This is a genomic window from Myxococcus sp. SDU36 (assembly GCF_030168875.1).
In the GTDB taxonomy this organism is placed as follows: Bacteria; Myxococcota; Myxococcia; order Myxococcales; family Myxococcaceae; genus Myxococcus; species Myxococcus vastator.
Genome location: NZ_CP077414.1, coordinates 5,365,722 through 5,385,250, shown reverse-complemented (window position 1 = coordinate 5,385,250; position 19,529 = coordinate 5,365,722). Strand labels below are relative to the sequence as shown.

Sequence of the window (19,529 nt, the reverse complement as noted above, 5' to 3'; positions counted from 1 at the left end):
CTGGCCGGGTGCCCCCTGGCCCGCGCTCGTGTAGAGTCCGCCGCCCTCTGCCATGCCCTCCGTCGTCACGGGGGCGGGGACACTTTCATGAACGCGCACATCTTCCGCGAATACGATATCCGAGGCCTGGTCGATAAGGACCTCACCACCGAGGTGGTGGAGCTGCTGGGCAAGGGCCTGGGCACCATCATCCGTCGCCAGGGCGGGCGCTCCATCGCGGTGGGCCGCGACTGCCGCGAGTCCTCCACCCGCTTCCGGGATTCGCTCTGCGCGGGCCTCACCTCCACGGGCCTCAACGTGTTCGACGTGGGCGTGGTCCCCACGCCGCTGACGTACTTCGCCGCCAACACCCTGCCGGTGGACGGCCTGGCGATGATTACCGGCAGCCACAACCCGCCCGAGTACAACGGCTTCAAGATTGGCGCGGGGAAGACGACCTTCCACAGCCACGAGATTCAAGCCCTGCGCAAGCTCATCGAGGCGCGGGACTTCGAGGTGTCGCCCAAGCAGGGCACGGTGACGCCGTACGACATCATCACCCCGTACAACCACTTCGTCCGCCAGACGGTGAAGGTGGGCCGCAAGGGGATGCGCATCGTCATCGACGCCGGCAACGGCACGGGCGGCGCCATCGCGGTGCCGCTGTTCGAGAGCATGGGCTTCGACGTGGTGCCCCTGTTCTGTGAGATGGACGCGACGTTCCCCAACCACCACCCGGACCCGACGGTGGTGGAGAACCTGGAGGACCTCATCGCGGCGGTGAAGCGCGAGAAGGCCGAGGTGGGCATCGCCTATGACGGCGACAGCGACCGCATTGGCGTCATCGACGACCAGGGCAACATCCTCTGGGGTGACCAAATCATGGTGCTCTTCAGCCGCTACGTGCTGAAGGAGAGCCCGGGCGCGGCCATCGTCGGCGAGGTGAAGTGCAGCTACACGCTGTACGACGACATCGCGAAGCGCGGCGGCAAGCCCGTCATGTGGAAGGCCGGGCACTCGCTCATCAAGTCGAAGATGAAGGAGACGCAGGCGGAGCTGGCCGGGGAGATGAGCGGCCACATCTTCTTCAAGAACCGCTACTTCGGCTTCGACGACGCCATCTACTCCACCGCGCGCCTGCTGGAGATTCTCACGCACGAGAAGGCGACCCTGTCGGAGCTCCTGTCCGACGTGCCGAAGACGTACGCCAGCCCGGAGCTGCGCTTCGACACGAAGGAGGAGAAGAAGTTCGAGATGGTGAAGCGCGCCACGGAGACGCTGCGCGCCGCGGGCCACGACATCATCGACGTGGACGGCGTGCGCGTGACGTTCCCTGACGGCTGGGGCCTCATCCGCGCCTCCAACACGCAGCCCATCCTGGTGCTGCGCTTCGAGGCCAACACGCCCGAGCGCCTCAAGGAAATCCAGGCCCTCATCGAGGGCACCGTGGCGAAGGTCAAGGTCGAGGTCGGGGGCTGACATGACGACGCCGCGCATCCTCGCCATCAGTGGCAGTCTCCGGACCGGGAGCTTCAACAGCAAGCTCCTGGACATCGCCGTCGCCCACGCCCGCGCGCTGGGCGCGGAGGTGGACGTGGTGGACCTGAAGACGCTGGCGTTGCCCGTCTACGACGGCGACGTGGAGGCCAAGGCCCTGCCCGCTCCGGTGGAGGCGCTGCGCGAGCGGCTGGGCAAGGCCCAGGGCCTGCTCATCGCCAGCCCGGAGTACAACTCCTCCATTCCGGGCGGTCTGAAGAACGCCATCGACTGGGTGTCCCGTCCGCCCGGCAGGCTCTTCCAGGAGAAGTGGGTGGCGATGATGGGCGCCACCCCCGGCGGCTTCGGCACCGCGCGCATGCAGCCGCACCTGCGGCAGGTGATGGCCTCCGTGGGGGCGCACGTGCTGCCCACGCAGGTGCACCTGGCCCGCGTGTCGGAGGCCTTCACTCCGGACGGGAAGCTCAAGGACGAGGCGCGCCAGAAGGAAGTGGAAGGCCTGGCGGCCGCGTTGGTTTCCAAGCTGAAGCCCTGAGAGGACGCGCCCATGCCAACGCTCGGAATCGACCTGGGGGGAACCTTTGCCCGCGCCGCCGTGGTGGACGAGGTGGGCCGGCTCATCGCCGCCTCGAAGGTGGCCCTGGTGGAGCGCAGCCCCTCGGGGGTCGTGGAGACCATTGCCCAGGCTGTCTCTGACGCGGTGAGGGTCGCCGGCGTGCCCCTGGGCGCGTGCGGCGTGGCGGCCGCCGGGCAGATTCACAAGGACTCGGGCGTGCTGTCGGTGGCTCCCAACCTGGGCTGGCGCAACGTGCCGCTGGGCGCGCTGCTAACTGCCCGGCTGGGCCAGCCAGTGCGCGTGGTGAACGACCTGTCCGCGGCGGCCTGGGGTGAATTCAACGCCGGCGCGGGCCGGGGCTCGCAGGACATGCTGGTGGTGTTCGTGGGCTCGGGCGTGGGGAGCGCCATCATCGCGGGCGGACGGCTCGTGGACGGCGGCGGCGGCGTGGCGGGCGAGCTGGGCCACATCAAGGTGGTTCCGGGCGGACGCCGCTGCGGCTGCGGTGAGCTGGGGTGCCTGGAGGCCTACGTCGGTGGCCACAACCTCATCGCGCAGACGCGGGAGCTGCTCGCCAGCGGGGGTTCGCCGGAGGTGGCGCGGCTGACGGGCGGCGACCCGGCGCGCATCACCCCGGTGACGCTGGAGAAGGCGGCGGAGGCGGGCGACGTGGCGGCCGTTGAAGTCTATGAGCGGGCGGCGCGGTTCCTCGCGTTGGCCGTGGCCAACCAGGTGACGATGCTCAACCCGGCGCGGCTGGTGCTGGGCGGCGGCGTGCTGACGCACTGCCCGGGGCTGCGGCGCCGCGTGGAGGAGGGCGTGCGCGCCTGGTCCTCCACCACGTCGCGCGAGGGCCTGCTCATCGCGGACGCGGAGCTGGGGGACGACAGCGGTCTGATTGGCGCGGCGTTGCTGGTGAAGTAGTCCGCGCCCCTTTCCGGAGGAGGAGGCATTCCATGGCCGAGCACAAGGGCATCGTCACGTTCAAGGGTCAGCCGGTGACGCTGGTGGGAGACGAGGTGAAGGTGGGCGACGCGGCTCCGGACTTCACCGTCTTCAAGGGGCTCAACGACGCCGTGCGGCTGTCCGACGTGAAGGGCAGCGTGGTGGTGGTGAGCGTGGCGCCCAGCGTGGACACGCGGGTGTGCGCGGCGCAGCTTCGCGCGTTCAACAAGGAAGCCACGGCGCTGGGGCCGGACGTGAAGGTGTGGTTCGTCACGCTGGATTTGCCCTTCGCGCTGGGGCGCTTCATCGGCGCCGAGGGCATCCAGAACGTCACCACGCTGTCGGATTACAAGGACCGCGAGTTCGGTGAGAAGTACGGCGTGTACATGAAGGAGCTGGGGCTGCTCGCGCGCAGCACCTTCGTGGTGGACCGTGCGGGCAAGGTCGTGTTCCGGGAGATTGTCCGGGAGATGACGCACGAGCCGGACTACGACGGAGCGATGAAGGCGGTCCGCGAAGCGCTGTGATTGCAGTTCAGCCGCGCTCCGGTGGCTTCCAGCGCCGCAGCGCGGTTTGTTGTTCGTAGGGTTGGGGCGACGGGTAGCTGATGAACTCGATGAGGGTGCCCCAGGGGGACCGGGCGTAGCAGAAGGCGTTGCCGGGGCCTTTCTCCAGGGCTGGTAGTTCGTGGGGGCTGGAGAAGACCTCGCCCCCCGCCGCCTGGAAGCGCGCCAGCGCCGCGTCCATGTCATCCACGTAGACGGCCAGGTGCTGGATGCCCAGGTCATTGGGGCGCGCGGGTGGGCGCTGCTCGGGGGCTGTGTATTCGAACAGCTCGAGGCTGGGGCCGTTGCCCAGGCGGAGCAGCCGCATCGCGCGGATGCTGGAGCCCCGGAGGAAGCGCAGGCGTCGTTGCAGGTCCGCGCCTTCCTGGGGCGGCTGTCCTCTCTCCAGGCTGTCGTAGAGGACCTCGGCGCCAAGGGCTTCGATGAAGAAGGCCGTCGCCGCTTCGAGGTCAGGCACCGTCACGCCGACATGGTCGATGCCGCGTACTCCGGGAGAGGCCGAAGGCATGTCGCGCACGCTCCTGAACGAGATGGAACGCCAGACTGCTGGGCCCTCCACGGTGCGGCCACGTGGCGTGTTCCGTCAATGTGTGGTGCCCCTCGGGGTGGGCGGGTGTTCATTCATGGGCGGGCCATGCCCCGACACGAGAAGCCCCGCCCCAGTGCTTCGCGGCACCGGGACGGGGCGGGGTGTGGGTGAAACAGGTCGCGGAGTGACTACAGCGTGGGCGTGCCGACGCGGTTGCTGCAGTACGCGCTGGAGCCGCAGGTGGTGCCGACGTTGGCGTACCAGGCCGTCTTGCGCGTGCCGTACTGACGGTTGTCCGCGTGGACGTGCGCGCCCGTGGAGTTACCCGTGGAGCCCACGAGCCCTAGCGCGCAGCGGTCGCACGTCTTGGTCCCCGACGACACGTTGGAGTTCAGGTGGAGCTGGCGGAAGTCCCAGCCGCTGCCACCCGTGACGACGTAGTAGTTGCCCGCGCCGCCGTTGCAGCTCGTGCCGCCGCTGCAGTTGTTCGCACAGCCGCCGTAGTAGGTGTAGCGGCGGCTGACGTTGATCATCCCGCGGTGGTTCCACACGCTGCAGGTGCCGTTGCTCATGTCGAGCGCGTTGTGGCTGCCGCCCGAGCAAGAGTAGTACGTCGTGGACCCCACGCGCGCGGCGGTGTCACAGATGGGACCCACTGCCGTCGCGGCCGTGACGGAGGTGGCCCAGCCCGCTGCGGCGAGCACCAGGCCCGCCATGGTCAGCTTCATCGTCTTCATCAAGAGACTCCCTCGTTGGTGTTGCGCTGCGTACTGCGGTGAAGCAGGGGTCACCTCCGGCGGCGCTGCTTCTCACGCAGCACCAGTTCCCACTCCTGGAGGTTGAGCTTCAGGACGGACACCCAGGCGTCAATCTCCGCGTCCATGGCGCGGTCCACGCCGCGCAGGGACTCCAGCACGGGCACCGCGTGGGCCTGCCCCAGCCGGGCAATCCCCTGGAGCGCCGCCTTGCGCACCGCCGGGTCCTTGTCTTCGCGGAACAGGTCCACCAGCGAGCCGCGCGCACCCGCGGACTCGCCGCCGGGCACGCCGCCCAGCGCCGTGGCCGCCGCCGCGCGCAGCTCCGGGCTGTCCGAGCGCAGCTGGCGCGTCACCTGCTCCACCGCCTCGTGGCCCACGGCCTCCATGGAGACCTCGCGCAGCAGCTTCGCCGCCACCGCCGGGTCCTCGGACGCCGTCGCCACCGACACCGCCGCTTCCGACACCCGGCGGTCATGGCCGCTGTAGACGTCCGCGCTCTCGGAGACGATGTTGTCCGCCACCGCCGCGCGCACCTCGGGGGACGCGTCGCGCACCAGCTGCTCGTAGGTCACCACGCCGCCGTTCTTCTCCATGAACTCGACGGAGGGCACGCCGCGCAGGCCCCGCACCGCCGCCGCGCGCAGCGCCGGGTCCGAGTCCCCGGTGGCCCGGGCGAGCAGCGGCTGGATGAGGCCTGGGTTCTCCGCGTTGCTCGCCTTGGTGGCCAGCGCCGCGCCCAGGGCCTCCAGCACCTCCGGGTCCCGCTCACCTTGCAGCGCCGCCAGCAGGGACTCCGCGGGCATGGCGAGCGCGGCTTCCTTCAGCCGCATCTTCACGTAGCGCTTCAGCGCGGGGGAACCGTTCTTCATCGCCACGCGCACGTCGTCCAGCATGCCCTGTACCGTGCATTGCGCGGGGTGGAGCGTCAGCTCGGCGCGCGCCGTCACGGGCAGCAGGGACGACAGGGCCACCAGGAGCGCCGCGCGCCCCATTCGCTTCATCGACAGGGGTGACATCAGTGCGGCGCTCCTTCTTCGACCAGGCAGTTGTGGTGCTCGCGCTTGCCCAGCCAGATGCGGGCGAAGTCCACCGTGCCCGACGCGTAGAGGGCTTTGAACTCCAGGTAGTCCTGCGTGAAGCGCGGGTCCTTCGCGGCGAACTGCTCCAGCAGCGGCAGCGCCTTCTCGCCGCCCGCGCGCACGGTGAAGCGGAAGATGGCCCAGCGCACGCAGAGGTCGTGCTCGGCCTGGAAGGCGGCGCTGAGGATTTCCATCGCCTGGTCCGGCTCGCTGGTGACGCCCAGCCGGAAGGCCGCCATCTCCCGCACGTCCCGCTCGCGGTCGCTGGAGAGGATGCGCTTGAGCGAGTCGAAGGACTCCGAGCCGATGAGGGGGTTCGAATACGACGGCATCTCCAGCGCGAGCAGCCGCACCGCCATGTCGTCGGATGAACCGCTGATGTCCAGCAGCTCCTTCCAGTAGGGCGCGTAGTTGCCGGTGCGCTCGAAGTCCTCCTTCATCACCCGGCCCAGCGTGCGCGTGGCCACCCACGCGGTGGAGTCCAGCGTCTCATCCAGCGCCAGCTTCTTGAGCCGCTGGATGTCTCCCGGCGCCAGCTTCCGCTGCGTCTCCAGCGCGTCCAGCGCGGCGGAGCGCGTCTGCAGGGGCGCGCCGGGGTCCTCGCCCAGCTTCAGCAGGTTCTGCGCCACCTGCGGCGCGTGCACCGCGGGCGCGGCCTTCAGCGCGTCCATGTAGATGCCCAGCTCCGGCCCGCTGGCGCCCTTGGCCCACTCCAGCACCTGGAGCGCGCGGGCCGCGTCGTTGCCCACCAGCTCCGTCAGCCGCTCCTGGAGGTACGCCGCCAGGTACCGGTCGCCGTTGCCGATGGCCGTCGCCAGCGCCTGCCGGAACGAGTCCATGGACACCGCGGCGTCGAAGGCGTGCAGGCCGTCCCAGCACCCGGGCATGGGGATCTGCTCCACCGCGGGCTCGGGCTCCGTGGGCGATGCGCCTGGGACGCCAGCGCCGGACGTGCCGCGAGGACCGGAGGCCGCGGAGCCGGTGGGCTCGGCTGCTCCGGGCTCGCCAGGGAGAGAGGGGACAGTCCGTGGCCACAGCAACGCCACGGCCGCCGCGACCAGCAAGACGCCCGCGGCCACGGTCCAACGAAGGTTTCTGGAAGTCATCAGGTGGGGGGCTGACTCGGTGAATACTGCGAATTCTTGAATACTTTGAATTTGAGGTCCTTGGCAATGGGAACCCGCGGAACTCAGCCTGTGCGCCGCGTCATCGCTTCAGAGGGGGCGGAAATGTCCACGGCACGCACGGTTCGAATGGGAGTCATTGGCGCGTGTCTTCGCCGCAACGACAACCGCGCCTCCTGGACCCATTGTCCGTCGCAGTGTGATGGCCACCCGCCCCCTGCCCAGGTGGAGATGCGCGCGACCGTTGCCACATTGAGTGGGAAGGAGCCACCGGATGAGAGACCCGCCCGCCGCACCTGAACGACCGGATGCACCAGCGCCCGCCAGGCCGCCTGCCGGCACGAAGCCTCCGTGGCATGCGCTGCCGCCGGACCAGGTGCTGTCGTCGCTCGAGAGCACGGCGGAAGGGCTGACGGACGAGGAAGCGCGCCAGCGCCTGTCACGCCATGGGCCCAACGTGCTGGAGCGCACCCAGGGGGACGGCCCGCTGAAGCTGCTGTGGCGGCAGGTGAACAGCCCCTTCATCTGGGTGCTCATCGCCTCCGCGGTGCTGGCCGTCATCATGGGGAAGGTGACGGACGGGCTGGTGGTGGCCGCGGTGGTGGTGCTCAACACCCTCATCGGCTTCGTGCAGGAGTACCGCGCGGGGAAGGCCATTGAGTCGCTCAGCCGCATGGTGCCGGAGAACGCCACGGTGATTCGCGCGGGCCGCAAGCTGCGGGTCCCCGCCGCGCAGGGCGTGCCGGGGGACGTCATGGAGCTGGCACCGGGGGACAAGGTGCCCGCGGACATGCGGCTGCTCACCGCGCGCAACCTCACGGTGGAGGAGGCCGCGCTCACGGGCGAGTCCGTGCCCGCGCAGAAGGCCGTGGCCCCCGTACCGGAGGACGTGGAGCTGGGAGACCGGACCAGCCTGCTCTTCGGCGGCACCCTGGTGACGTCCGGCTCCGCCACCGCGGTGGTGGTGGCCACCGGGCAGGCCACCGAGCTGGGCCGCATTTCCACGCTGCTCCATGAGGCCACCGACCTCCAGACGCCGCTCACCCAGGCGCTGGCCGTCATCGCCAGGTACATCACCCTGGGCATCCTGGTCATCTCCGCCGCGCTGCTGGCGGTGGGGCTGGTGCGCGGCTACGCGGTGAGCGAGGCCGTCGTGGTGGCGATTGCGCTGGCCGTCGCCGCGATTCCGGAAGGGCTGCCCGCCATCGTCACCATCGCCCTGGCCATCGGCGTGCAGCGCATGGCCGCCCGGCGCGCCGTCATCCGCAAGCTGCCCGCGGTGGAGACGCTGGGCAGCACCACCGTCATCTGCACGGACAAGACAGGCACGCTCACCCGCAATGAGATGACGGTGCAGGCCCTGTGGACGACCCACGGCCGCTACGCGCTCAGCGGCGTGGGCTACTCCCCCAAGGGGAGGCTGACGCGGGAGGGCCAGCCGGTGGAGGCGCCTCCACCGGACGTCCGCGAGCTGCTGCTGGCGGGCGCGCTGTGCAACGACTCCGCGCTCCAGCACCGCGACGGACAGTGGGACATGACGGGCGACCCCACCGAGGCCGCGCTGCTGGTGGCGGCGGAGAAGGCGGGGGTGCGCGTGGACGACGCGCGGCGGGCGCACCCGCGCGTGGACGCCATCCCCTTCGAGTCGGAGAACCAGTTCATGGCCACCCTGCACGACGACGGGAAGGGCGGCCGCCGCATGCTGCTCAAGGGCGCGCCGGAGGTCGTCCTGCGCCGCTGCGTCCTGGAGGAGGGCTTCTCCTCCAGCACGGTGCTGACGGAAGTGGAGGGCCTGGCGCGGCAGGGCATGCGGGTGCTCGCGGTGGCCTCCCGGGAGGTGCCGGTGTCACACGCCGCGTTGCGCATGGAGGACGTCGAGGGCGGCCTGCGGCTGCTCGGCCTGGAGGGGATGATTGACCCGCCACGCGAGGAGGCCATGGCCGCGGTGCGCGCCTGCCACGAGGCGGGAATCACGGTGAAGATGATTACCGGTGACCACCCCGCCACGGCGGCGGCCATTGGCGCGCAGCTGGGGCTGCTGAAGCCGGACGAGGAGGGCATCCCCGGCGCGCGGCTGGCCGCCACGGAGGACACGGCGCTGGAGGAGGTGGCCTTGCGCTCCAACGTCTTCGCGCGGGTGGCGCCCGAGCACAAGCTGCGGCTGGTGCGCGCGCTCCAGCGCCGGCAGCACGTGGTGGCCATGACGGGAGACGGCGTCAATGACGCGCCCGCGCTCAAGCAGGCCAACATCGGCGTTGCCATGGGCGTCACCGGCACGGCGGTGGCGAAGGACGCGGCGGACATCGTGCTGACGGATGACAACTTCGCCTCCATCGTCGCGGCGGTGGAGGAGGGGCGGCGCGTCTATGACAACCTCATCAAGTCGCTGGCCTTCGTGCTGCCCACCAACCTGGGGCTGGCGCTCATCCTGCTGTTCGGCGTGTCCTTCTTCCCCATCCAGGAGGTGGAGGGACGGCTGGTGCCGCTGATGGCCATGCTGCCCACGCAGCTGCTCTGGATAAACCTGGTGGCCACGGTGTCGCTGGCGCTGCCGCTGGCCTTCGAGGCCCGGGAGCCGGACGTCATGCGCAGGGCGCCCAGGGCCCCCGGGGCGCCGGTGCTCAGCCGCTTCGTGCTGATGCGCACCGGGCTGGTAGCGCTGCTGATGGCCGCGGGCGCCATCGGCCTCTTCCTGTGGGAGTTCCGCCGGGACATTCCTCGCACCGGGCAGGCCCACGCGCTGGCCGAGGCCCAGACGATGGCGGTGAACACCGTCATCAGCTTCCAGATATTCTACCTGTTCATGTGCCGCAGCCTCATGGGCCCGGTGCGCAAGGTGGGCCTCTTCAGCAACCGCGCCGTGTTCGTGGGCATGGGCCTGCTGGTGCTGCTCCAGGTGGCCTTCATGTACCTGCCCTTCATGCAGCGCGTGTTCGGCACCGCGCCCCTGGGCTGGGAGGACGTGGGGCTGTCCATCCTGGTGGGCGCGGTGGTGCTGCCGGTGGTGGGGCTGGAGAAGTGGCTGCGGCAGCGCAAGGAGGACACGGACGCTTCGTCAGGGCGCGGCGCCCCGCGGCTGCGCGAGCGTGCGCCCGCGTGAGGCGGCGTCCGGCAGCGTCCAGTCCTGGGCCATGAAGGCGATGTGGCACTGGTCCAGCCGGGGGCCGCAGGCGCGGTCCAAGTCACTGCGGGTGTCGCAGCCGGGCCGCTCCTCGCAGGTGTCCGGCAGGAAGGCCCAGACGAACTGGAGCACGTTGCCGCCGCGCCCTTCGGGCAGCGCGGCGAGGAAGTCCTCGCGGTACTCCTCGAAGAGCGACGTCAGGTAGACGGTGTCCCGCTCCAGCCGCACGTTGCGCCGGTCTCCCACGAAGCGGCGCCCGGCCTCGTTGAGCTGCGAGTCCAGGAACTCCGGCTGGAAGTGCGAGCCGTCCAGCCGGGGGCCGCCGCGCGCGGCCTGGAAGAGCGCCAGGTGGATGCGCGGGTCGACGAACTCACGGCGCAGCACGCGGTTCTTCAGCGCCCACAGCGTCAGCCGCTCACCCCCCACCGGCCAGGAGCGGCCCCAGAAGAAGCGCCCCAGCCAGGGCTGCTGCACGGTTTCGAGGTACGGGTAGCCGTCCACCACCTGCTGGAGCACGAGCGCGTTGTAGGCGTTGAGCCAGTAGGCCAGCGCGTCCTCCGGCGTGGGGAAGACGTCCGGGCGGTTGTGGGGAGAGAACGACGCCAGCGATTCGACGAAGCCGTCCAGCGTCTTCCGCTCGCGCCCCACCGAGGCGAAGTCCACGTCCCCGTCGGAGCGCACGTGCCGCAGCACCTTTTCGTAGTCCTGGTAGCTGAACGGGGCGGCCGGGGAGGGCACTCGCGCGGGCAGCAGGCCCTGCACGTGGAGCGCGCCTCCCGCGCCCAGCAGCGCGGCCACGGCGAGCAGCACGGCGAAGACGTGGGGACGGCGTCGAGGTGCGGAAGGGGTGGCCACGGGGGCGAAAGCATAACCCAGGGGGAAGGGGGCTGCCCGGCCCTCCAGTTCACCCCGCGTAACTCGGAGTCCATTCCAAACCGGGATAGTCGTCGACTTATACTGGGCCCTCATGGAGCCTACCCCCAAGGTCATCCGTCACTTCCATCCGGTGCTCTCGGCCCGCGCGCTGGGCACCCGGCCGGTCCGCGTGGAGGTGGCGGGCCGCGCCTACGCGCTCTTCCGGGATGGCGCGGGGCAGCCCGCGGCGCTCGCGGATGCCTGCCCTCATCGCTTCGCGCCGCTGTCCAAGGGGACGGTGCGCGCGGACGGACGGCTCCAGTGTCCGTACCACGGCTGGCGCTTCGACGCGCAGGGGCGCGGCAGCAACCCCAGCCAGCCGGAGCTGCGCCACTGTGACGCGCGGAGCTTCCAGGTGGTGGAGCGCTACGGCTACCTCTGGCTGGCCGAGCGGGACACGCCGCTTTCGGCCATGCCCGACATGGGCGATGAGGGCTACGTCTTTGGCGGCGCGTTCTCCACGCACTTCGCGGCGCCGCTGCACGTGTCGCTCGACAACTTCAGCGAGGACGAGCACACGCCCTACGTCCACACCCGGCTGGGGTGGGACGACCCGAACGCGGGCCGGGTGGAGTTCGAGGCGCGCAACCTGGAGGACCGCACGGAGGTGCACTACCGCGCCCCGCAGCGGCCCGCGCCCATCATGGCGGTGCTGGGCGTGCGGGACGGCGACCTCTTCCAGAACGACTGGGTGACGCGCTTCGACCCGGTGCGCAGCCAGTACACCATTTGCTGGGTGGCGCCGGACGGCTCGCCGCGCCCCTTCATCACCCGGGCGAACATCTTCTTCGTGCCGGAGACGGCGCGCACCACGCGCCTGCACGTCTTCTCATTCCTGCGCACCGAGCAGCCGCTGCTGCGCCCGCTGCTCCCGGTGGCGGCGCGGGCGGCCATGGCGCTCACCTGGTGGGAGGTGCGCGACGACGCGCGCTTCATCACCACCGTGGCGGACACGCCGTACAGCCACAAGGGCATGCGGTTGGACCGCTTCGACGCGCCGCTGGTGCACCAGCGGCGCCTCCTGGAGCGCATCTACTACGGCGCCGGCCCGAAGATGACGGGGGCCGTGGTGCCGCTCACACGCGAGGCCCCGGGCCGCTGAGGGCCCGAAAGGCGCGCCCCGCGCTTCAGTGTAGCGAAGGGGAGGGCGCTTCGTACGCCGGAGCGGCCACGCCGGTGCGCGCCTCGTAGGCGTTGCAGCCGCTCTCTCCGGACAGCTCCAGCTCGAACTCGGCCAGCTCCGGCTGCATGCAGCGGTGCGTCTCGCCGGCGCTCTGGGGGTTCTGGTTGGCGAAGTAACGGCAGCCCCTGCAGTTGCCCCACTGTCCTTCCGCCATGACGTCCTCCTCGGAAAGGGTGTGATGCCTCTCTCCACGAGGGTGGGGCCGGCGACGGCCGCTCACAACCGGCGCTCGGCGCCCGCCTTCCTGGCGGGCGCCGGGACGCCGCGCCGCGGGGTTACTGCTGCCGGGGGGCGTCCGCCGGCCCTTCCTGCGGGGGCTGCGTCGGCTGCGTCTGCTCCGGCAGCGGCTGGAGGAACGGCGCCTCCGAGTCCTCCACCTTCAGGTCCGCCGTCAGGGGACGGGCGCCGAACACGCCCACCGCGCGCAGCAGGCGCAGGCCGGCGAGCGAGGCCTGCAGCCGCTCACTCACCAGGCCAATCTCCGCCTGCGTCAGCGCGGTGTTCGCGTCCGCGACCTCCAGGTACGTGGCCACGCCTTCCTTGAAGGAGACCTCGGTGAGGCGCTGGGACTCGCGCGCCAGTTCCACGGCCTGCGAGGCCTTGAAGCGGTTGGCCAGAGCGCTCTCCAGGTCGAGCTGCGCGGTGTTCACTTCCTGGCGCGCGGTGAGCTCCGCCTTGCGCTGCAGGGCCCGGTTCTCCGCGATGATGGCCGAGGCCTCCTGCAGGTTGGCCTCACGCAGGCCGCCGTCCCACAACGTCCAGCTGGCGCCCAGGGTGATGAACCAGATGCGGTTGGAGCCCACGAGGCCCGCCGCGTTGCTGATGTTGTAGGTGCCGGAGATCTGCACGTTGGGCAGGTAGCTGAGCCACACGCCGCGCTTGTTGATTTGCGCGAGCTCCACGGACTCACGCGCCGCGGCGACGTCCGCGCGCTGCTCGAGCGAGCGCTCGACGAGCACGCCGGTGTCCGTCTTCTCCGGCACCTGGGGCTCCGGCGGCGGCGCCACGTTGAAGTTCGGGTCGTCCAGCGCCAGCAGGGTGGCCAGCACCAGCTTGGCGGACGCCTCCGCGTTGCGCGCGCGGATGAGGTCCTGCTCGGCGCGGGCCAGGTCCTGCTCGGCGCGCAGCAGCGCCACGCGCGTCACCGTGCCCGCGTCGAAGCGGACCTGCGTGTCCTTGGCGCGCGCGCCGTTGAGCTCCACCAGCCGCTCCTGGACCGCCACGGCCTGCGCCTGCGCCACGGTGCCGTAGTACGCCTGCGCCACGCCGAAGAAGATTTCGCGCCGCGCCTGCTCCACGTTGAGCTCCGCCACGCGCTCCGCCTTGTAGGCGGCCTGGATGCCGGCCCACAGCTGCGGGGCGATGAGGGCCTGCCGCACCTGGCCCTGGGCCTGCAACTGCACCCGCGGCTGGATGACGATGTCCACGGGCGCGAGCGGACCCGCCGGAATCACCGCTTCGACGGAGTTGCGGACGATGGCGCCGTTGACAGTCACGTTGGGCAGGTAGCCGGCCCAGGCCTTGCGCGACGCGGTGTCCGCCTGCGCGAGGCGGGCCTGTGCGGCCTTGAGGTCCAGGTTTTCCTTGCGGGCGCGGTTGAGCGCGTCCTCCAGGGTCAGCGTAGGCGGCGGTGCCGCGGCCAGGGTGGCAGCCAGGGACAGCGCCAGGAATGAACTCATGACCGCCTCTACCTCCTCAAGGGCCCGCGCCGACGGGGGCCACTGCGTCCGGGATGGACTTTCTACGGGTTCGAGCCTCGGGTCGGCAGCCATAGTCCATGACGTCCGAATTTGGAAGCTCCGGAATGTAGTAGCTCTCAATAGTTGATGAAGTCAATTGTTTAGGTGGTTCAGGTGACATAACATGAGGAGTATGAACGGGAGCGGCGAGCAACTGGAGCGGAAGACGAAGCCGGGGAGTGGGCCTGGGCAAGCCGGACCTGAGGGTGACTTGCCACGCCAGGCGTGGACCCTCCTCTTCGAGCTGATGCACACGCACATGCGCAACTTCCCCGCCCTGGCGGCGGAGTTCGACTTGTCGCCGGTGCAGGCGCACGTGTTGCGGCAGCTGGGGGAAGGGCCGCTGGCCATGAGCACGTTGGCCGCCTACCTGTCGTGCGACGCGTCCAACGTGACGGGGCTGGTGGACCGGATGGAGGCGCGCGGACTGGTGGTGCGCCGCAGCTCCGAACAGGACCGGCGGGTGAAGATGCTGGTGCTGACGGACGACGGCGCGGCGCTGCGCGAGCGGCTGCTGGAGCGCATCTTCGAGCCGCCGGACGCCATCTGCGGCCTGCCGGAGGAGGACCTGTGCGCGCTGCGCGACATCATGCGCCGCGCGCTGGGCGCGCAGTAGGCGCCCCGCGTCAGTCCAGCAGGAAGGTGTACGAGTACTTCATCTCCGTGGAGACGGGCTCGCCGCCTTTGATTGCGGGCTTGAAGCGGAAGCGGCGGATGGCGTCCCGCGCCGCCTCGTTGAGGCCATAGCCGGGGCCCTTGAGAATCTTCACCGCCGTCACCGTGCCCTCGTGGCTGATGGTGATGGAGAGCGTCACGGTGCCCTCCACGCCCGCGCGGCGCGCCTCCTCCGGATAGGGAATCTTCACCTCGGAGGCCACCGTGGGCTCGGAGTCCACCTGGTAGATGGGCGCGTACTTCGGCGCGCTGTACCCCTTCACGTCCTTGGGGTCCTTCGCGGTGGGGCCCGTCCTGCCGTAGGCGGTGTTGCCCACGGGCGCGGCGAACGAGCCCGCGCTGGTGGTGGAGGACATCGTCATGCCCACCACGAGCGGCGGCGGCTTGGCCTGCGGCTCCGGCGGCGGCGTGTCGTTGGGCGGCGGCGGCGCGTCCACGGGCGGCGGCGGCAGCGGCTTGGGGGCCTCGGCCACCTTCACCGGCGGCGGCTTCACCACCTTGGGCTTGGGCGGCGGCGGCTTGGGCGGCTCCTCCGGCTTCGGTTCTTCCGGCGGAGGCGGGGGCGGCTTCACCACCTCCACCATCACCATCTCCACGGGGCGTTTGGCGGCGGGGAGGGTGCGCGCGGCGCCTTCTCCCAGTGCCCAGAAGCCGCCGACGTGAAGCCCCAGCGACACGAGCAGGAAGACGCCCACCACGGCCAGCGAGCGGTCGCGTCGGGGCGTCGGAGCGTTGTCGAGGACCGCCTGACTCATGAAGTGACGCCTTGCCTCAGGGTGCCGCGGGCGCGGCCGCGGGGGCCACGTCCTTCTCGATGTTGAGCGCGAACTTCGCGATGCCCTGACCCTTCACCACGTCGATGAGGCGCATGACGCGGCCGTAGGGTATCGACTGGTCGGCGCTGATGATGGCGCGCGTGTCCTTGTCCTTGGCCACCGCTTCCTGGACGCGCTTCTCCAGGTCCTGCTCGGTCAGCTCGGCGCCGTCGAAGAAGAGCTTGCCCTCCTTGTCCAGGACCACGTTGACCAGGCCCTGCACCGTCTCACCGCCGTTGGCGGCGCGGGGCAGGTCCACCTCCACCGTCTCCCGGACGATGAAGTTGGCCGTCACCATGAAGATGATGAGCAGCACCAGCACCACGTCCACCAGCGGGGTGACGTTGATGCCGGTGATTTCGTCGTCGTTGTCCTGCGCGCCGCCCGCCATGGCCTAGCGGGCCTCCGCGGCGCGAGCCGCAGTGGCCGTGCTGGCCGCGGGGCGCTCGGCGCGCATGCTGCCCACCAGGGCGTAGCCCAGGGCATTGGTGCGGCTGGTGAGCGTCTTGAGCTGGCGGTTGAAGACGTTGAAGGCCACCACCGCCGGAATCGCCACCGCCAGCCCCACGGCCGTGGCGACGAGCGCTTCGGAGATGCCCGCCATGACGGTCTGCTGCATGGCCCCGCCGCCGCCCTGCGCGTTCATCTTCCCCAGGTCATTGAAGGCCTTGATGATGCCCAGCACCGTGCCGAACAGCCCGATGAAAGGCGCGTTGTTGCCCAGCGTGCCCAGGTACGACAGGAAGCGCTCATACTGGGGGCGCTCGCGCGACAGGGTGGAGGCAATCACCTGCTCCACCGTGTCCGCGCCCTGGTCGGCGGAGGCCAGGGCCTCACGGATGATGGCGGCCTCCATGCCCGTCTTGCCTTCAATGGCCTTGCGGGCCACGTCGTACTCGCCGCGGGCCAGCCGCACCGCCAGGGCCTCCGAGTCCGGCAGCCGGTGGCGGGCGAAGTACACCGTGCGCTCCAGCATGATGGCGATGGAGAGCACGGAGAGGATGACGAGCACCCAGAGCACCCACTCGGCGGAGGTGAGCGTCACGCCGAGCAGTTTGCTGCTGAGCCAGCCAAGCTCGGTGTGACTCGTCTGGGCCAGGGAGAGGAAGGGCGTCATGGAGGGAAGCCTGGGTAAAGGTGGGTCACGGGGTACTCGCAACCCGGTTGCCAACTTGCGGGCCCATGTCTTGTTCCCTTGGCGCGGAAAGTCAAATGGAACGGCTCGGGTGGGGTGTCGCCCTCCCGGAAGCGGACGCTCAGGCGCCCGCCCGGGTGGGACGGCTCAGGGGCGCTGGGCGGGGACGTCGGTCAGGGCGGGATTCCGTTCAATGGCGGGGCCCAGCACCGCGTCAATCCGGCGCAGCAGCTCCGGCTCCAGCTTCACGCCCGCGGCCTTCACGTTGTCGTGCACCTGCTCCGGCCGGGAGGCGCCGACGATGGCGGAGGAGACGCTGGGATTCTGGAGCACCCAGGCCACGGCGAGCTGGGCCATGGTGAGGCCGGCGTCCTTCGCCAGCGGGACGAGCTGCTGCACGCGGGTGAGCACGTCGTCCGTCATGAAGCGGGTGATGCCGTAGCGGACGGCGTTGGCCTCCGTGGCGCGGCTGCCCACGGGGGGCGCCTGGCCGGGCAGGTACTTGCCGGTGAGGACGCCCTGGGCGATGGGCGACCAGACAATCTGCCCCAGGCCCGCTTCGTCGGAGGCCGGGATGACCTGCGGCTCGATGACGCGGTAGAGCATGGAGTACTGCGGCTGGTTGGAGATGAAGGGGACGCGAAGCTCGCGGGCCAGCGCGGCGCCCTGGCGAATCTGGTCGGCCGTCCACTCGGAGACGCCGATGTACAGCGCCTTGCCCTGGCGGACGATGTCGGCGAACGCGAGCATCGTCTCCTCCAGCGGCGTCTCCACGTCGAAGCGGTGGGCCTGGTACAGGTCCACGTAGTCCGTCTGCAGCCGGCGCAGCGAGCCGTCGATGCTCTCCAGGATGTGCTTGCGCGACAGGCCGCGGTCATTCTTCCCGGGGCCGGTGGGCCAGTACACCTTGGTGAAGAGCTCGTAGCCGGCGCGGCGCTGGCCCTTCAGGGCGCGGCCGAGCACTTCCTCTGCGCGGGTCGCCGCGTACACGTCCGCGGTGTCGAAGGTGGTGATGCCCACGTCCAGCGCCGCGCGCACGCAGGCGAGCGCGGCCTCCTCCTCCACCTGGGAGCCGTGGGTAATCCAGTTGCCGTAGGAAATCTCACTGACGACGAGGCCGCTGCGGCCGAGCTTGCGGAAGTGCATGGTGCGCGCGAGCCTAACCGCGGGCCTCCAGGCGCGCACGGCCGCGGACGGGCCACCAGCCGCCGGCCCACGCCACCCAGGCGACGTAGACGAGCTGGAAGGGGATGCGCAGCCAGAAGTACCAGTCCGGGAAGGGCAGCACGTGGGCGGCGGTGTTGGCCTGGGCCTCGTGGATGTTGGCGGGGAGGATGGCCAGCAGCAGCGCGATGAGCCCCAGCGCCGCGAGCCGGCGCGTGCGTGGCAGCAGCAGCCCCAGCCCGCCCGCGACCTCCGCGGCCCCGGAGAGGTAGACCCAGAACGCGGGTGACGGCAGTCGCGGCGGAATCATGGCCGCGTAGCGCGCGGGCATGACGAAGTGCATGACGCCCGCGCCCACGAAGAAGAGGCCCGCGGCGACCGCGGCGCGCGCCGTGGGCGTGGACAGCGCGGCGAGGCGCCGCAGCGGAGGCAGGTGCAGCAGCAGGAAGAAGGACAGCAACAGGATGGCGAAGGACATGGGGTGTGCTCCTGAAGAGAGGCACGGGCGGGTGGCCTGCCGTGCCGTTGACTCCAGGATGGGGCCCCGGTGCCGCCGTCCGCTTGAACGAACTGGCTGCGTTCTGAGCGGCGCGCGTCGTGCAACCTCCGGTCTCGGTGCTACCGCTGGACGCGCGGGTGGGTGTGGTGGGCCTACCCACCACGGCAGTTGCGGTGTTGGTGGTCCACTATCCAGGTTTGTCTGTGATGTAGTGTTTGCGTGAAGCTTTGGCGCCGCCAGTGCTTCGTGAGCGTGTTCTTGCTCCTCGCCGTGGGCGGCTGCGGGTCGGCCACCGTCAGCACCGCAGCCGGGAAGCCTTCAGCGAAGTGGGTGGGCCCGGCCATCCCGAGCCCGGCTGGCGGGAAGGTGCAGACGACCATCTACTATGGCCCTTGGCTGTGTAGTGCCTCGCTGCTGTCTCGCTGCGAGCGCCGGTGCGTGGCCGAGGGGCGTGCGCCCTTGCTCGGCTGCATATGGCTCGCGGACATCGAACAATGCGCGAGTTGGCTTTCGCGAAGCGTGGGGAAACGAATTCGGCGGCTGGCCGCAGTCGGACGGGCGCAACTGGCCGGGGCACCACATCTTCGACTTGTTTCACGGCGGCCACCCAACAGCGCTTGCGAACGTGTTGCCAGTGCCTCCGCTCGTGCATGACGTCTTCAGCGGGGCCTACCCGGCTTGCTATAGTCGCGGCGGCCGATGGCGCTCTGTGGGGCCGGACAGGCCCTACGTGGACTAGCGATGGCCATTGAGTCACTGCTCGCGGAAATCTCACGGGCGCATTTCCCGCACCCTCCGGCGACGCCAGAGCGGATTGCTACCTTCGAGGCGCGGATGGGGTGGCGCCTGGACGAAGACTTGCGCGCCTTCTTCCTGCACTGCGACGGCGCAGAGCTGTTCGAGCGGCTTCCCGAGGCAAACTACAGCATCCTCTCGTTGGCGGGGATTGAGGAGGCGACCCTTCGGCTTCGCCGTCGCGACCACAGCGATGGAGAGGCCGCCTGCTGGTATCCACTGGTGGACTGCCAGGACTCCGACTTCGTACTGGTCGATGTGGCGCACCCCGGAGGCCCGTACCCTCTCCTCGACGCCTACCACGAGACGTACCCGCGCGAGGTGCGGCGAGTCGCCGGCTCGTTCCGCGAGTTCCTCGAGCGCGCCCTGGCGAGTGACAACCAGTTCTTCTGGCTGGAGGAGTAGCGGGCTTCGTCTACGACTCCGTCAACCGGAATCGGGGCAGGCTCACTCAC

20 protein-coding genes are annotated in these 19,529 nt (G+C 70.2%); 8 read left to right on the top strand and 12 right to left on the bottom strand.

Annotated features, from left to right (window positions below; all coding sequences use genetic code 11):
• Nucleotides 1-87 precede the first annotated feature (87 nt).
• Genes KGD87_RS21475 through tpx form a run of 4 tightly spaced genes read left to right on the top strand, consistent with a single transcriptional unit; the run spans nt 88 to nt 3,504 of the window.
• Nucleotides 88-1,458, top strand: a complete 1,371-nt coding sequence (locus KGD87_RS21475; RefSeq protein WP_176411372.1) for a phosphomannomutase/phosphoglucomutase — start codon at nt 88-90, stop codon at nt 1,456-1,458.
• A 1-nt stretch (nt 1,459) separates the two neighbouring features.
• Nucleotides 1,460-2,011, top strand: a complete 552-nt coding sequence (locus KGD87_RS21470; protein ID WP_284662224.1) for an NADPH-dependent FMN reductase — start codon at nt 1,460-1,462, stop codon at nt 2,009-2,011.
• A 12-nt stretch (nt 2,012-2,023) separates the two neighbouring features.
• On the top strand, nt 2,024-2,956 hold the full coding sequence (locus tag KGD87_RS21465; RefSeq protein WP_284662222.1) for an ROK family protein: 933 nt from the start codon (nt 2,024-2,026) through the stop codon (nt 2,954-2,956).
• A 32-nt stretch (nt 2,957-2,988) separates the two neighbouring features.
• Complete coding sequence (tpx, locus tag KGD87_RS21460) at nt 2,989-3,504, top strand: thiol peroxidase (protein WP_163783596.1); 516 nt, start codon at nt 2,989-2,991, stop codon at nt 3,502-3,504.
• Nucleotides 3,505-3,511: 7 nt separating this feature from the next.
• On the opposite strand, the gene KGD87_RS21455 is transcribed toward tpx, so the two are convergent.
• From KGD87_RS21455 to KGD87_RS21440, 4 genes are all read right to left on the bottom strand, one after another.
• Nucleotides 3,512-4,051, bottom strand: a complete 540-nt coding sequence (locus KGD87_RS21455; RefSeq protein ID WP_284662220.1) for a VOC family protein — start codon at nt 4,049-4,051, stop codon at nt 3,512-3,514.
• Between the two features lie 209 nt (nt 4,052-4,260).
• Entirely contained in the window at nt 4,261-4,809 is a 549-nt protein-coding gene (locus KGD87_RS21450; RefSeq protein ID WP_284662219.1) for a M23 family metallopeptidase, read from the bottom strand.
• Between the two features lie 50 nt (nt 4,810-4,859).
• The gene (locus KGD87_RS21445) at nt 4,860-5,846 is read right to left on the bottom strand and encodes a HEAT repeat domain-containing protein (protein ID WP_284662217.1); all 987 of its coding nucleotides are present in this window, start codon (nt 5,844-5,846) and stop codon (nt 4,860-4,862) included.
• Nucleotides 5,846-7,015, bottom strand: a complete 1,170-nt coding sequence (locus KGD87_RS21440) for a HEAT repeat domain-containing protein (RefSeq protein WP_284662215.1) — start codon at nt 7,013-7,015, stop codon at nt 5,846-5,848. Before KGD87_RS21440 ends, KGD87_RS21445 begins: the two co-directional genes overlap by 1 nt.
• 292 nt (nt 7,016-7,307) lie before the next feature.
• On the opposite strand from KGD87_RS21440, the gene KGD87_RS21435 reads away from it, so the two are divergent.
• Nucleotides 7,308-10,133, top strand: a complete 2,826-nt coding sequence (locus KGD87_RS21435; RefSeq protein WP_284662214.1) for a cation-translocating P-type ATPase — start codon at nt 7,308-7,310, stop codon at nt 10,131-10,133.
• Here KGD87_RS21435 and KGD87_RS21430 read toward each other — a convergent pair.
• On the bottom strand, nt 10,089-11,144 hold the full coding sequence (locus KGD87_RS21430; RefSeq protein ID WP_350099391.1) for a DUF547 domain-containing protein: 1,056 nt from the start codon (nt 11,142-11,144) through the stop codon (nt 10,089-10,091). The two genes, KGD87_RS21435 and KGD87_RS21430, sit on opposite strands and share 45 nt — an antisense overlap.
• Between KGD87_RS21430 and KGD87_RS21425 the strand changes: the two genes are divergently transcribed.
• Entirely contained in the window at nt 11,122-12,171 is a 1,050-nt protein-coding gene (locus KGD87_RS21425; protein WP_284662210.1) for a Rieske 2Fe-2S domain-containing protein, read from the top strand. The two genes, KGD87_RS21430 and KGD87_RS21425, sit on opposite strands and share 23 nt — an antisense overlap.
• Before the next feature lie 25 nt (nt 12,172-12,196).
• On the opposite strand, the gene KGD87_RS21420 is transcribed toward KGD87_RS21425, so the two are convergent.
• Nucleotides 12,197-12,406 (bottom strand): hypothetical protein, encoded by a 210-nt coding sequence (locus KGD87_RS21420; RefSeq protein ID WP_284662209.1) that lies wholly within the window; start codon nt 12,404-12,406, stop codon nt 12,197-12,199.
• Between the two features lie 121 nt (nt 12,407-12,527).
• Nucleotides 12,528-13,931: a TolC family protein gene (locus tag KGD87_RS21415; protein ID WP_284662207.1), complete on the bottom strand. Its 1,404-nt coding sequence runs from the start codon at nt 13,929-13,931 to the stop codon at nt 12,528-12,530.
• A gap of 184 nt (nt 13,932-14,115) precedes the next feature.
• Here KGD87_RS21415 and KGD87_RS21410 point away from each other — a divergent pair, with 184 nt between their 5' ends.
• Nucleotides 14,116-14,607: a MarR family winged helix-turn-helix transcriptional regulator gene (locus tag KGD87_RS21410; RefSeq protein WP_284662205.1), complete on the top strand. Its 492-nt coding sequence runs from the start codon at nt 14,116-14,118 to the stop codon at nt 14,605-14,607.
• A gap of 10 nt (nt 14,608-14,617) precedes the next feature.
• Here KGD87_RS21410 and KGD87_RS21405 read toward each other — a convergent pair whose 3' ends face one another.
• From KGD87_RS21405 to KGD87_RS21385, 5 genes are all read right to left on the bottom strand, one after another.
• Nucleotides 14,618-15,421, bottom strand: a complete 804-nt coding sequence (locus KGD87_RS21405; RefSeq protein ID WP_284662203.1) for an energy transducer TonB — start codon at nt 15,419-15,421, stop codon at nt 14,618-14,620.
• Between the two features lie 16 nt (nt 15,422-15,437).
• Complete coding sequence (locus tag KGD87_RS21400; RefSeq protein WP_284662201.1) at nt 15,438-15,872, bottom strand: ExbD/TolR family protein; 435 nt, start codon at nt 15,870-15,872, stop codon at nt 15,438-15,440.
• 3 nt (nt 15,873-15,875) lie between these two features.
• Nucleotides 15,876-16,598, bottom strand: a complete 723-nt coding sequence (locus KGD87_RS21395) for a MotA/TolQ/ExbB proton channel family protein (protein ID WP_176417999.1) — start codon at nt 16,596-16,598, stop codon at nt 15,876-15,878.
• Nucleotides 16,599-16,763: 165 nt separating this feature from the next.
• The gene (locus KGD87_RS21390; RefSeq protein WP_284662199.1) at nt 16,764-17,762 is read right to left on the bottom strand and encodes an aldo/keto reductase family protein; all 999 of its coding nucleotides are present in this window, start codon (nt 17,760-17,762) and stop codon (nt 16,764-16,766) included.
• Between the two features lie 13 nt (nt 17,763-17,775).
• Nucleotides 17,776-18,258, bottom strand: coding sequence for a DoxX family protein (locus tag KGD87_RS21385; RefSeq protein WP_284662198.1), 483 nt, complete (start codon nt 18,256-18,258; stop codon nt 17,776-17,778).
• A gap of 762 nt (nt 18,259-19,020) precedes the next feature.
• Here KGD87_RS21385 and KGD87_RS21380 point away from each other — a divergent pair.
• Entirely contained in the window at nt 19,021-19,479 is a 459-nt protein-coding gene (locus tag KGD87_RS21380) for an SMI1/KNR4 family protein (protein WP_284662196.1), read from the top strand.
• Nucleotides 19,480-19,529 lie beyond the last annotated feature (50 nt).

What these genes read in the sequence shown, in the direction of transcription:
- KGD87_RS21475 (WP_176411372.1), top strand. Translation starts at nt 88, where the DNA reads ATGAACGCGCACATCTTCCGCGAATACGATATCCGAGGCCTGGTCGAT.
- KGD87_RS21470 (WP_284662224.1), top strand. Translation starts at nt 1,460, where the DNA reads ATGACGACGCCGCGCATCCTCGCCATCAGTGGCAGTCTCCGGACCGGG.
- KGD87_RS21465 (WP_284662222.1), top strand. Translation starts at nt 2,024, where the DNA reads ATGCCAACGCTCGGAATCGACCTGGGGGGAACCTTTGCCCGCGCCGCC.
- tpx (WP_163783596.1), top strand. Translation starts at nt 2,989, where the DNA reads ATGGCCGAGCACAAGGGCATCGTCACGTTCAAGGGTCAGCCGGTGACG.
- KGD87_RS21455 (WP_284662220.1), bottom strand. Translation starts at nt 4,051, where the DNA reads ATGCCTTCGGCCTCTCCCGGAGTACGCGGCATCGACCATGTCGGCGTG.
- KGD87_RS21450 (WP_284662219.1), bottom strand. Translation starts at nt 4,809, where the DNA reads ATGAAGACGATGAAGCTGACCATGGCGGGCCTGGTGCTCGCCGCAGCG.
- KGD87_RS21445 (WP_284662217.1), bottom strand. Translation starts at nt 5,846, where the DNA reads ATGTCACCCCTGTCGATGAAGCGAATGGGGCGCGCGGCGCTCCTGGTG.
- KGD87_RS21440 (WP_284662215.1), bottom strand. Translation starts at nt 7,015, where the DNA reads ATGACTTCCAGAAACCTTCGTTGGACCGTGGCCGCGGGCGTCTTGCTG.
- KGD87_RS21435 (WP_284662214.1), top strand. Translation starts at nt 7,308, where the DNA reads ATGAGAGACCCGCCCGCCGCACCTGAACGACCGGATGCACCAGCGCCC.
- KGD87_RS21425 (WP_284662210.1), top strand. Translation starts at nt 11,122, where the DNA reads ATGGAGCCTACCCCCAAGGTCATCCGTCACTTCCATCCGGTGCTCTCG.
- KGD87_RS21430 (WP_350099391.1), bottom strand. Translation starts at nt 11,144, where the DNA reads ATGACCTTGGGGGTAGGCTCCATGAGGGCCCAGTATAAGTCGACGACT.
- KGD87_RS21420 (WP_284662209.1), bottom strand. Translation starts at nt 12,406, where the DNA reads ATGGCGGAAGGACAGTGGGGCAACTGCAGGGGCTGCCGTTACTTCGCC.
- KGD87_RS21415 (WP_284662207.1), bottom strand. Translation starts at nt 13,931, where the DNA reads ATGAGTTCATTCCTGGCGCTGTCCCTGGCTGCCACCCTGGCCGCGGCA.
- KGD87_RS21410 (WP_284662205.1), top strand. Translation starts at nt 14,116, where the DNA reads ATGAGGAGTATGAACGGGAGCGGCGAGCAACTGGAGCGGAAGACGAAG.
- KGD87_RS21405 (WP_284662203.1), bottom strand. Translation starts at nt 15,421, where the DNA reads ATGAGTCAGGCGGTCCTCGACAACGCTCCGACGCCCCGACGCGACCGC.
- KGD87_RS21400 (WP_284662201.1), bottom strand. Translation starts at nt 15,872, where the DNA reads ATGGCGGGCGGCGCGCAGGACAACGACGACGAAATCACCGGCATCAAC.
- KGD87_RS21395 (WP_176417999.1), bottom strand. Translation starts at nt 16,598, where the DNA reads ATGACGCCCTTCCTCTCCCTGGCCCAGACGAGTCACACCGAGCTTGGC.
- KGD87_RS21390 (WP_284662199.1), bottom strand. Translation starts at nt 17,762, where the DNA reads ATGCACTTCCGCAAGCTCGGCCGCAGCGGCCTCGTCGTCAGTGAGATT.
- KGD87_RS21385 (WP_284662198.1), bottom strand. Translation starts at nt 18,258, where the DNA reads ATGTCCTTCGCCATCCTGTTGCTGTCCTTCTTCCTGCTGCTGCACCTG.
- KGD87_RS21380 (WP_284662196.1), top strand. Translation starts at nt 19,021, where the DNA reads ATGGCCATTGAGTCACTGCTCGCGGAAATCTCACGGGCGCATTTCCCG.